The organism is Pseudoalteromonas sp. APC 3893 (genome assembly GCF_030408095.1).
Lineage (GTDB): Bacteria > Pseudomonadota > Gammaproteobacteria > Enterobacterales > Alteromonadaceae > Pseudoalteromonas.
Map to the genome: position 1 here is coordinate 33,535 of NZ_JASDCD010000003.1, position 12,345 is coordinate 45,879.

11 protein-coding genes are annotated in these 12,345 nt (G+C 41.3%); 4 read left to right on the plus strand and 7 right to left on the minus strand.

What is annotated here, in order from left to right; translation table 11 throughout:
* Positions 1-69: 69 nt before the first annotated feature.
* From frr to rpsB, 4 genes are all read right to left on the minus strand, one after another.
* Complete coding sequence (gene frr, locus QMA12_RS06105) at positions 70-627, minus strand: ribosome recycling factor (protein WP_290209565.1); 558 nt, start codon at positions 625-627, stop codon at positions 70-72.
* 14 nt (positions 628-641) lie between these two features.
* Complete coding sequence (gene pyrH, locus QMA12_RS06110; protein WP_087530699.1) at positions 642-1,391, minus strand: UMP kinase; 750 nt, start codon at positions 1,389-1,391, stop codon at positions 642-644.
* A gap of 158 nt (positions 1,392-1,549) precedes the next feature.
* Positions 1,550-2,401 carry a translation elongation factor Ts gene (tsf, locus tag QMA12_RS06115; protein WP_290209567.1) on the minus strand — a complete coding sequence of 284 codons (852 nt, stop codon included), beginning with the start codon at positions 2,399-2,401 and terminating at the stop codon, positions 1,550-1,552.
* A 104-nt stretch (positions 2,402-2,505) separates the two neighbouring features.
* Entirely contained in the window at positions 2,506-3,234 is a 729-nt protein-coding gene (gene rpsB, locus QMA12_RS06120; protein ID WP_256826412.1) for a 30S ribosomal protein S2, read from the minus strand.
* Between the two features lie 245 nt (positions 3,235-3,479).
* Here rpsB and map point away from each other — a divergent pair, with 245 nt between their 5' ends.
* Genes map through dapD form a run of 3 tightly spaced genes read left to right on the plus strand, consistent with a single transcriptional unit; the run spans position 3,480 to position 7,757 of the window.
* On the plus strand, positions 3,480-4,292 hold the full coding sequence (gene map, locus QMA12_RS06125) for a type I methionyl aminopeptidase (RefSeq protein ID WP_290209571.1): 813 nt from the start codon (positions 3,480-3,482) through the stop codon (positions 4,290-4,292).
* Between the two features lie 12 nt (positions 4,293-4,304).
* Positions 4,305-6,920 carry a [protein-PII] uridylyltransferase gene (glnD, locus tag QMA12_RS06130; RefSeq protein ID WP_290209572.1) on the plus strand — a complete coding sequence of 872 codons (2,616 nt, stop codon included), beginning with the start codon at positions 4,305-4,307 and terminating at the stop codon, positions 6,918-6,920.
* A 9-nt stretch (positions 6,921-6,929) separates the two neighbouring features.
* A complete protein-coding gene (gene dapD, locus QMA12_RS06135) occupies positions 6,930-7,757 on the plus strand; it encodes a 2,3,4,5-tetrahydropyridine-2,6-dicarboxylate N-succinyltransferase (protein ID WP_290209574.1) in 828 nt (275 codons plus the stop codon).
* A 187-nt stretch (positions 7,758-7,944) separates the two neighbouring features.
* Here the strand turns inward: dapD and QMA12_RS06140 are convergent, their stop codons facing one another.
* Positions 7,945-8,961, minus strand: coding sequence for a DUF2804 domain-containing protein (locus QMA12_RS06140; RefSeq protein WP_290209575.1), 1,017 nt, complete (start codon positions 8,959-8,961; stop codon positions 7,945-7,947).
* Positions 8,962-9,167: 206 nt separating this feature from the next.
* Here QMA12_RS06140 and QMA12_RS06145 point away from each other — a divergent pair, with 206 nt between their 5' ends.
* Positions 9,168-11,198: a BCCT family transporter gene (locus tag QMA12_RS06145; RefSeq protein ID WP_290209576.1), complete on the plus strand. Its 2,031-nt coding sequence runs from the start codon at positions 9,168-9,170 to the stop codon at positions 11,196-11,198.
* A gap of 117 nt (positions 11,199-11,315) precedes the next feature.
* Here the strand turns inward: QMA12_RS06145 and QMA12_RS06150 are convergent, their stop codons facing one another.
* Complete coding sequence (locus QMA12_RS06150; protein ID WP_290209577.1) at positions 11,316-11,906, minus strand: hypothetical protein; 591 nt, start codon at positions 11,904-11,906, stop codon at positions 11,316-11,318.
* Positions 11,907-12,011: 105 nt separating this feature from the next.
* Positions 12,012-12,344 (minus strand): Na+/H+ antiporter subunit G, encoded by a 333-nt coding sequence (locus QMA12_RS06155; protein ID WP_290209578.1) that lies wholly within the window; start codon positions 12,342-12,344, stop codon positions 12,012-12,014.
* Position 12,345 lies beyond the last annotated feature (1 nt).

Sequence of the window (12,345 nt, forward strand, 5' to 3'; positions counted from 1 at the left end):
CCTAGTATACCCTAGACGACGTTTCAAAACTAATAAATTTCATAACCGAGGTTCAGGTTATTTAGCTACTTAGATTTCCATCAACTCAGCTTCTTTCGCTGTTAATTGAGTATCCATCTCTTTGATGAATTTATCTGTTAGCTTTTGAATAGCATCTTCAGCTTGGTGCGCTTCATCTTCTGAAATGTCTTTATCTTTCAATAAGCTTTTCACATCACCATTGGCGTCACGACGGATATTACGAATAGCCACACGGCCACTTTCTACTTCACCACGTACGATTTTAATTAAATCTTTACGACGTTCTTCTGTTAATGGTGGAAGTGGTACACGAATAACCGCGCCCGCTGACATTGGGTTTAAGCCCAAATCAGAAGCCATAATTGCTTTTTCTACAGCTTGTGCTAGTGACTTATCAAATACACTTAGTGCAAGTGTACGTGAATCCTCAATCGTAACATTAGCTACTTGATTTAACGGTGTTGGTGCACCGTAATATGACACCATAATGCCATCTAAAAGTGCCGGATGAGCACGGCCAGTACGAATTTTAGATAATTGACTGCCAAGTGCCGTTACACTTTTCTGCATACGTTCTGCAGCATCTTTTTGAATATCGTTTATCACGGTTCAATCCTAATCTAGTTAGTTACTTCATCTGAGGCTTGTGAAGAGATAAGAGTGCCTTCTTCTTCGCCCATAATAACACGCTTTAACGCGCCTGATTTGTTCATATTAAATACGCTCAGTGGCATATTATGATCACGCGCCAGTGTGAATGCAGCGAGATCCATTACTTTTAGTTCTTTATCAATGATTTCATTGTAGCTTAAGTGGCGATAAAGTGTTGCGTCTGGGTTTTTTACCGGATCATCACTAAATACACCATCAACTTTGGTTGCTTTTATCACTGTATCTGCTTCGATTTCGATACCGCGCAAGCACGCTGCTGAATCAGTAGTGAAGAATGGATTACCTGTGCCCGCAGCGAAAATTACAACACGTCCCGTTTTTAATAAACTAATTGCTTCAGCCCAATTGTATGCATCACACACACCGTTTAATGGGATTGCTGACATCAAACGACAATTAACAAAAGCACGGTGCAGCGCGTCACGCATTGCCAAGCCATTCATTACAGTTGCTAGCATACCCATGTGGTCGCCTACTACGCGATTCATACCTGCTTCGGCAAGAGAACCACCACGTAAGAAGTTACCACCACCGATAACTAAACCCACTTCTACGTCGAGTTCTACTAGCTCTTTGATTTCTTGCGCCATACGATCAAGTACTTTGGGATCGATGCCAAAGCCTTCGTCTCCCATTAAGGCTTCACCACTTAATTTGAGAAGAACACGTCTAAAAATAGGTTTACGATTGATAGTCATAGTATTGGGGCCAACTTTTATTAAATTATGGATAAAAAATAACCGCGCTTATGATAAACATAAAAGCGCGGTTATTTTAAAGAATTTCTAAGCATGACGCAAAAGCAAATAGTACTTTAATTGCATGTATTTTCCTTTTGCATCACAAATAGTTAATCTTACTGACCTTTAGCTGCAGCAATTTGCGCAGCTACTTCAGCAGCAAAATCTTCTTCTTTCTTCTCGATACCTGCACCAACTTCCATACGTACGAAGCTAGTAACTGTTGCGTTTTTCTCTTTAAGAATTTCGCCAACAGACTTTTTCGGTTCCATGATGAAAGCTTGACCAGTAAGAGAAACCTCACCAGTGAACTTCTTCATACGACCAACAACCATTTTCTCAGCGATTTCAGCAGGCTTACCTTCGTTCATCGCGATGTCGATTTGTACTTGCTTTTCTTTTTCAACAACATCAGCAGGTACATCATCAGGTGTTAGGTAGTCTGGGTTTGAAGCAGCTACGTGCATAGCAACGTGCTTAAGTGTTTCTTCATCAGCAACACCCGCTACAACAACACCAATACGCTCACCGTGACGGTACTCAACTAGTTGCTCACCTGTGATGTACTGAAGGCGACGTACATTGATGTTTTCACCAATTTTAGTCACAAGCTCAACGCGATCTTCTTCGAACTTAGCTTGTAAGTCTTCGATAGCGATAGTGTCAGCAATAGCAGCGTCAGCAACTTTGTTAGCAAATGCTAGGAAGCTTTCGTCTTTAGCTACGAAGTCAGTTTGACAGTTAACTTCTACAAGTACTGCAACACCCGCGTTTTGCTTGATGATGATAGTACCTTCAGCAGCGATGTTACCTGCTTTTTTAGCAGCCTTTGCAGCACCGCTCTTACGCATGTTTTCAATCGCTAACTCGATGTCGCCATCAGTTTCAGTTAACGCTTTTTTACAATCCATCATGCCAGCGCCAGTACGCTCGCGTAATTCTTTAACTAGGGCAGTAGTTACAGCCATTAGTAAATCCTCAAATCTGAATTCAGGTTAGATAAGCGGGTTACCCGCTCTACAAGAATAGCAAGTCTTCATCTAAATTTAGATGAAGACTTGATGACAGCTAATTACTCAGCTTCAACGAAATCGTCTTTCTCAGCTTGAGCAACGATGTTGTTTTCACGACCTTCAGTGATTGCAGCAGCAACAGAGGTAGTGTAAAGGTTGATTGCACGGATAGCATCATCGTTACCAGGTACGATGTAATCAACACCGTCTGGGTTAGAGTTAGTATCAACGATTGCAACAACTGGAATACCTAGATTGTTAGCTTCACGGATTGCAATGTGCTCGTGGTCAGCATCGATAACGAAAAGCGCGTCTGGAAGACCGCCCATGTTTTTGATACCACCAAGGCTCTTTTCAAGCTTTTCCATTTCACGGTTAAGCATTAACGTTTCTTTCTTAGTTAACTTCTCGAAAGTACCGTCTTGGCTTTGGATTTCAAGGTCTTTAAGACGCTTGATTGATTGACGAACTGTTTTCCAGTTAGTCAACATACCACCTAACCAACGGTGGTTAACGTAAAACTGATCGCTTGCGATAGCTGCGTCTTTAACTGCTTCGCTTGCTGCGCGTTTTGTACCAACGAAAAGTACTTTACCTTTGTTTGCTGCAGCACCAGTTAAAAACTTAAGTGCGTCGTTGAACATTGGTACAGTTTGCTCAAGGTTGATGATATGAACACGGTTACGAGCACCGAAGATGAAAGGCTTCATCTTAGGGTTCCAGTAACGTGCTTGGTGACCGAAGTGAACACCAGCTTGAAGCATATCGCGCATTGAAACGTTTGCCATTTTGTAAATCCTCTATGTAGTTTAGGGTTAGGCCTCCACATATCCCATAGCACCAACACCGAAGTTTTATTAACTTCAAATGCACCCAAGTGTATGTGACGATACGTGTGTGTGTTAAAATAAAATTGTGTTTGCCTTAAATACAAAAAATCATTTAAGAATTTATTTGTAAAAAGACGGCGCGCTTTATACCATATTAAAAACAAATATTCAACGTCGCGTGCAAAAATTGTGCGACGATAAATGTGTTAAAACTCGACTATGGAGCCTCTATGAGTGCTGTAATCAAGACCCCTGAAGAAATAGAGAAAATGCGTGTTGCTGGGCGCTTAGCGGCTGAAGTGCTAGAAATGATAGAGCCACACGTAGTGCCAGGTGTGACCACTGATGAACTAAATACAATTTGTCATAATTATATTGTCGATGTGCAAAAAGCGATTCCTGCGCCACTTAATTACCATGGCTTCCCTAAGTCAATTTGTACCTCTGTAAACCATGTTATTTGCCATGGCATTCCAAATGATAAACCATTAAAAGACGGCGACAGTGTTAATATTGATGTCACTGTCATTAAAGATGGTTACCATGGCGATACCTCAAAAATGTACCATGTTGGCACACCTAATATCCAAGGCAAGCGTCTTGCGCAAATTACACAAGAAAGCCTATATCTTGCGATAAAAATGGTAAAACCAGGCGTCCGCCTGGGGGATATCGGTGAAGCGATTCAAAAATATGCTGAAGGATTTAATTATTCTATTGTTCGTGAATATTGTGGCCACGGTATTGGTGCTGAGTTTCACGAAGAACCTCAAGTCATGCACTATGGCCGTGCGGGCACTGGAGAAGCTTTAAAAGCGGGCATGTGCCTAACTATTGAACCTATGGTCAATGCCGGTAAACGCCAATGTAAATTGCTAAAAGATGACTGGACAGTGGTCACAAAAGACCGTTCTTTGTCTGCGCAGTGGGAACATACGCTACTAGTAACTGAAAATGGTGTTGAAATTTTAACGCTCCGATCAGATGATACGATAGACAGGATCATCGAACATTAGGAGCCAGCCCACGTGGCATTACCCAATAAAGTAAAAAAGTTGCTTAGCGATGCTGAGCAACTAACCGATTACCGCGACTGTTCAGCTTACTTTTACAAATGGTTGCAAAACGAGTTTTCAAAACAACCCGTTGGTAATTTGATTAATGCCCGCGCTGAATTTATAGACCGCTTACTGATCAAACTTTTTCATGTTTATGATTTAGCTCATGAGCCTGATTTAGCACTCATTGCAGTAGGCGGCTATGGCCGTGGTGAATTACACCCTTACTCAGACATCGATTTTTTGTTACTGGTTACAGAGCAGCCTAGTGACGCTATTTGTGAAAAAATAGGCCAATTTGTCACCATGCTATGGGACTTAGGTTTAGAGATAGGCCACAGTGTTCGTACCATAGACCAAGCGATTGAGCAAAAACGTGAAGACGTTACATTTGCCACCAGCTTACTAGAAAGCCGTTTATTATTTGGCAATCATATCGAATATGAAAAACTAAAAAATCATATTCTCGACACCCCAATTTGGCGCTCAGACGACTTCTTTTTGGCAAAAGTACAAGAACAAAATTTACGCCATAAGAAATGTCATGGTACTGCCTACAACTTAGAGCCAAATATTAAAGAAAACCCGGGGGGACTGCGTGATTTACAAACCATTATATGGGTTGCTAAAAAGCACTTTAGGGCTGAAACCTTACAAGAGCTAATCAGCCATGGTTACTTAACCCATGAAGAATACCAAGAGCTTTCTGAGTGTTTAGAGAACTTATGGAATATTCGCTTTGCCCTGCATCTCGCGGCAGGACGCTCAGAAAACCGCTTACTGTTTGATCATCAACCACTCGCAGCAGAAATCCTCGGTTTTGGTAGTGATGGTAAGGCCTCTGTTGAGCGAATGATGAAACGTTTGTTCAGAATAATGAGCCGCGTACGTGAGCTGAACCAAATGTTATTATCATACTTCGAGCAAAGCATTTTGCCCGAAACCAGCGAACAACCGGTTATCGAGCTCGATCGTAATTTTGAACGCGTTGGCCATCAAATTAGGGTAAAAAACCCATCCGTGTTTTTCCGTCGCGATCAACTGTTTGTGCTGTTTGAGCATATTGCTGATAACCCTGCAATCACGCATATATACCCAAGTACAATTCGCACTATTCGCCAAGTACGCCGTCGTTTACTGGGTGATTTGCAAGATTACGCCGCGTGTCGCGAAGCGTTTTTACGAATAATAAAACATCCCAACGGCATGGGCCGCGCATTTACTCTAATGCATAAGCACGGCATGCTTGCTGCTTACTTACCACAATGGCGGAATATTTTTGGTCAAATGCAGTTTGATTTATTCCATGCCTATACCGTAGATGAGCACACCCATAAGTTAATTAATAATATTTATCAGTACTTTGATAAATCTAACGCTAATGAGTTTCGATTATGTTGTGAAATAGTTACTCGCATGGACAAGCCTGAGTTACTCTACTTAGCGGGTATATTTCATGATATTGCCAAGGGTCGTGGTGGCGATCACTCCGAGCTAGGCTCCGTCGATGCAATAGCCTTTGCTAAGTTGCACCGCTTTGCAAACTCAGATGGTAAGCTCATTTCGTGGTTAGTAGCTAATCACTTACTTATGTCGGTAACGGCACAACGTAAGGACATCAATGACCCTGACGTTATTAAAGAGTTTGCTTCAAAGGTCAAAACTGAGCGCCAACTTGATTACTTATACTGTTTAACCGTTGCCGATATACGCGCCACCAATGATAACTTATGGAATGACTGGAAAAACACCCTACTGCGCGAGTTATATTTACACACTCAACGGGCTCTTCGCTTAGGCCTTGAAAACCCGATGGATCAACGCGACCAAATCCGTGACAAGAAGCGCCAAGCGAAACAACGCTTACTTAATCACGGTTTTAGTGAAGAAAAAATAGACTTGATCTGGAGTCGCTTTAAAGCCAACTATTTCACAGCATTTAGTGAACAGCAGATATCTTGGCACAGCGAGCATTTGATTAATTCAGACCTCACACAACCAAGTGTGATAGTGTCTAATAAAGCTATGCACGGTGGAACCCAAGTCTTTGTTTACAGCCCCTATTCAGGTGCTATTTTTGCGCGTTTAGTAAATGTAATAGGCTCGAAAAAAGCACAAGTACAACATGCTCAGGTTCTCACAACCCGTGATGGTTATGTGCTATTCAGCTTTGTAGTGTTAGAAGTTAATGGCGATCCAATTGCAAGTGGTCGCGCACAATCGATAAAACGCGGACTTGATCAAGCATTAGCAGATCCACGTAAAAAAATACGCTTTAAAAAGAATCGCTCACAACGCTTTAAAGACTTTAATATTAAACCTAAAATCATTTTACGCCCTCACCCACGTAAAGACCGCAGTTTAATAGAAATTCAAGCGGTGGATATTCCTGGCTTATTGACCAAAATAGCCGAGGTTTTTCAAGCTCATTTATTACATATACATGCAGCACGTATCACTACCGTAGGCGAACGTGCAGAAGATTTTTTCGTGGTATCAAATAACGAATACCAAGCCCTTACAGACGAAGAACAAGCAAAAATTCATCAAGCATTGCGTAAAAAACTCAACGCAGAAACAGAATAAGAGGACCTTATGTCAGATTTAAAAACCATGATTGAAAACGCCTGGGATAACCGCGACAGCATCAGCCCAAGCACTGTATCAAGCGATGTAAAACAAGCGATTATTGACGCCCTTGAACTACTTGATAGCGGTGCTGCACGAGTTGCTGAGAAAATCAGTGGTGAGTGGGTCGTTCATCAATGGTTGAAAAAAGCGGTATTACTGTCATTTCGGATCCGTGATAACGAACCGATGAACGATGGTGTGAACCAGTTCTACGATAAAGTACCGCTTAAATTCAGTGATTACACGCCTGAACAATTTCAGCAAGGTGGTATGCGCGTAGTACCAAACGCTGTCGCTCGTAAAGGCAGCTTTGTCGGTAAAAACGTGGTACTAATGCCATCATACGTAAACATTGGTGCTTATGTTGATGACGGTACCATGGTTGATACATGGGCCACTGTAGGCTCATGCGCACAAATAGGTAAGAACGTTCACCTATCGGGTGGCGTGGGCATAGGTGGAGTTTTAGAGCCATTACAAGCTAATCCTACTATTATCGAGGATAACTGTTTTATTGGCGCTCGTTCTGAAATTGTAGAAGGTGTGGTTGTTGAAGAAGGTGCTGTGATCTCAATGGGCGTTTACATCAGCCAAAGCACACGTATTTACGACCGTGAAACCGGCGAAATTCACTATGGCCGTGTTCCAGCAGGTGCTGTTGTTGTACCTGGTGCATTACCATCAAAAGATGGCACTCACAGCTTATACGCTGCAATCATCGTGAAGAAAGTAGACCAACAAACCCGAGAAAAAGTGGGTATTAACGCCCTACTTCGTTCAATAGACGAATAAGAGCCGTTAACTTTCAGCGATCAGCTGATTTGCTATATATAGCTGGGTTTGAGGATATCATTCCCAGTTATTTTATTTTCACTCAATACAAATGAATTAAAGCCAAGTGCTTACTTTTTCCCAGTCATGTCAAAAATGACTAAACTAACGGCTAACGACTAACGACTAACGACTAAAAATACTCTCCTTACCACTTCGCATAATGGTCTTCGGTGAAGCCCCATTCGCCGTTGAGTGTGATAACTTCGTCTGGGAGGATTATTTCACCATAGTAACGGCCGAAGTGTTGAGTGAAGTTGCTGGCGATGATGAGTAAATTAGTTTTATCTTGGCGGTTACCTACAGGCTCAAAGGTTAGGTTTATGATGCCGTCGTTTGAGCGCAACTGCCATTGTCTGCAATCGTTTTTATCGCCATAACGTTTAAATTTAAAATCGACCATATCTATTTTTATTAAAGAGTCATCAAGCCACAGTGCGTTTTCTGTAAAACCAGTTTCAACAACACCAGCAGCAAGGTTTAAACCTAAACGTCTGCCATCGGCTAAGGTACAAGCTAAGCTCCCCCAGTTCCAAAATGTTTCTCGCCGCATAAAGCCTGCGCTCCAATCAACACTTGCCAGCGCTTTTACTTGCTCAAGGTTGATATGTTTGCCTCGCCATTCGATAGAGCCTGAGCAAGGTAGTGCTGCAACTTTTTGGGTAAAGTGAAAACCGGTAAAACCCGCTCTTGCACACACCGTAAGCGGGTTATAATTTACTGACTCATCAATGGCAGCCTTTATTTTTAGGCCTGCTTTTAAGCATACTGTGACTTTACGCTGACCTGAACCAGCACTGATCGTGACACTATTCGCGCCTTTATGAAAATGCGCCTTGCCTGAGTTTGGCTTAGGGTCAATGTAAGTGCCTATAGCAAATAAATTGGTAAAGCTACATTCCTCAAATTCACCAGTGCTTGGGTGATATACATAGACAAAGCAGTTACTGGCAATTTTTAAATCAACAATCGCCAAGCCAACAATAAGAGTTTCACAAGTAAAACTTATAAATTGAAACTGGTTAAACTTTAGTTTTTTCGCAAGCAGGCTTTTGCGCTTGCCCATGTTACCGCGCAAATCAAAATCCAGATAATTAATTTGCTCAATCCCTTGTTCAAACACCCCAAATTTAGCTTCACCATATTGATTAATTAATTTTTTCATTGCTATTAAATCCAGTTAACGTTGAGCATTTAGGCATCAATACTTATATAGAGTACTGTTATTTGAGGGTTGTTAAAAGACTAAGCCTTATCGTTTTATCTATTTTGGGTAAAGAAAACAAGCGACAAAATTAGCCAGTACTTAGCAGATGTAATAAGGTAAATAGGCATGCTTTAAAGTTAGCTCTCAATATTAAGGATTAATATATGACGAAAAAGACCTTACGCTCAACTATTTTGCTGCCTGTATTTTTACCTGCAGTGTTAATCATTTTGTGCTTAGTACTCGGTACTATTAGTAACCCTGAACTGGCTGGAGAAGCATTCAGCGTTACTTTATCTTGGATAACTGAAACCTTTGGTTGGTTTTATATGTTATCTGTCGCTATATTTTTAGTATTTATTGTCTCTGTTGCCGCATCAAGTTGGGGCAACATAAAACTCGGCCCTGATCATGCTCAGCCCCAGTACAGTTTTACCGAGTGGTTTGCCATGCTGTTTTCTGCAGGCTATGGTGTAGCATTACTTTATTTTGGTGTTGCTGAACCCGTTTTACATTATGCATCCCCACCAAGTGGCGCCGCAGAAACCGTGGATGCAGCTAAACAAGCAATGCAAATTGCCTTTTTTCATTGGGGCTTCCATATCTGGGCTATTTACGGCATTGTCGGTTTAGTACTTGCTTACTTTGCTTTTCGTCATGGCCTGCCACTATCGATTCGCTCTGCATTATACCCACTTATTGGTGACAAAATTCATGGCCCAATTGGCCATACGGTGGATGTATTTGCAATCTTAGGCACCCTATTTGGCATAGCAACCACATTAGGTTTGTCAGTTACACAAATCAATGCTGGGTTACATTACTTATGGCCAAGTATTCCTGTTAATACTACGGTACAAATTATTGCCATTGCCTTGATAACTACCGCGGCGACGATCTCTGTTGTCGCAGGTATGGATAAAGGCGTAAAGCGCCTCTCTATTTTAAACATGGTGTTAGCAATCACGTTAATGACTTTTGTCTTTTTTGTCGGTTCAAGCATCCATATTTTAGAATCATTTTTGCAAAATACCGGGAGTTACTTAAGCGGTATTGTTGAACGTACATTTAACTTACAAGCCTATAGTCGCAGTGACTGGATAGGCAATTGGACATTATTTATATTTGGCTGGACAATTGCTTGGGCACCTTTTGTAGGCATGTTCATTGCTAAAATTAGCCGCGGCCGCACTATTAGGCAATTTGTCGTGGGTGTTATGTTAGTACCAACTATTTTTACCTTTTTATGGTTCTCTGTGTTTGGCGATACAGCATTAAATCTTATAATGAATGAAGGATTTGACACCTTAATTGCTGATGTTCAAGCGAATCACGCTGTCGCGTTATTTCAATTATTTGAAGCCCTACCTTGGTCATTCTTTATCTCGTTGCTGACCGTAATTCTCATTATTACATTTTTCGTCACCTCATCTGATTCAGGATCATTAGTTATTGATTCACTTGCTTCTGGTGGCAGCCTCGATACGCCAGCTTGGCAGCGCGTTTTTTGGGCTGTATTAGAGGGCACCGTCGCATCTGTGCTATTGCTTGCCGGTGGTTTGAGTGCGCTACAAACAATGACGATAGCCAGTGCATTGCCCTTTGCTGTGATCATGTTACTTGCAACCCTTGGTCTATGGCGGGCCCTACGCATTGAAGGACACAGAGATTCCAGCTTACAAGCACATACGTTAACCAATAAAAATCCAGACCTCTCACACTGGAAGCGCCGGTTAGCTGCAATGGTAAGTTACCCTAACAAGAACGACGTGCATGTTTTTATCAGTCAAGTTGTTATTAGCGCAATGAAATCAGTACAAGCCGAGTTAAAAACGCGTCAATGGCAAGCTGTTGTCGAATTTGACGATGTCATGAGCCGTGCTTTTCTAACAGTGTTAAGGCATGAGCATGTAGACTTTGTGTATGATATTAGGCTGACAGAGCATGCAACACCAAGCTTCGCTTACGCTGAGTTAAAACACACTGAGGATGACCCTGAGCTTTATTATCGTGCCGAGGTATTTTTACGCCGTGGAGGTTTATCTTATGATATTTATGGCTTTAATGAAGATGATATTGTTAAGGATATACTTGATCAGTTTGAAAACTACCTGCACTTTTTAGATAACAGCCCAGGTGAACTGCCATGGGATATGACTAAGCATGATGACATGCTAGATACAGATAAGCACTGATCTACAAAACGCTACCTTATCATAATCACAGCAACTCGTTGATATACAAACCACGCTTTAAGTTAAGGCAGCTGCCTTAGCTCAAAGCGTGGCTTACCTCCTATTGATTAAAACTACTCAATCTTCACAACGGTAGTGGCTCAAATCAATCTGCTTCGTTTGCTCACCTTTAGCTGTATAGTCATTGTGTTTAATCACTAGCGTTTGTTCTTCAACATTAAAGTTAAAATGTCCAAGCCAATCTAGTGTTGCGATAGGTGTTAAGGTATAGAAACCGTTTTGATCAGTACACTGATATGAAAAGTAATGAGTCGCTTCGCCGAGCTTACCAACATCAGCGGTATAAACACTGATATTGCCCTGTTGCTGATAGTCATCTGCTTGGCTCCCAACAATAATATACATGGTACAAATAATTAGGAATAGTGCACACTGTATGATTGCAAGGCCAAATAAAACGAGCGTATAAAATTTGCTATACCAATCACTTGATTTATCACTCTCTGCTTGGGCTTTAGCAAAACGTGCCAATAGTATACCTCCGGCAATAACTAGAATTAACTTTACCGGTATAAGATAGGCGCTTAATAAGTACATCGCCTTTTCACTATGGTATTGCAAGCCAAAGGCCGTTGGTACAAATAGGCTATCTATTAGCGGCAACAATATAAGTAAGCTAGCGAGCATCAGTTTTTTATTATTTATCATAATTAATAGCGTTGTATTATTCAGTACGGATATTTAGCAATAGTAAGCAAAAAACCCGCTCAGATAAACTCAGCGGGTTTCGTAAAACAAAATGAATATAATCACTTAATCATCTTCAACGTTATCAAGTCCTTTAGTACCCTGTTTGGCTTTTAACTTATGATGTATCGCTGATTTTATTAACATATAACCACTGATTGGAGCAGTAATTAATAAAAAGATGGTGATCAATAGCTCTTTAACGCTTATCCCATCTTGCGTATTGCTGAAAAAGACCATAGCTGCAATTAATACCCCTGCCATGCCTAGAGTCGTTGCTTTAGTTGGGCCGTGCAAGCGCATAAAAAAGTCTGGCATTTTAATTAAACCAATAGAGCCAATTAAGATAAATGCGCCACCGATCAGCAATAAAATAGACACTATCCATTCACTGTACATA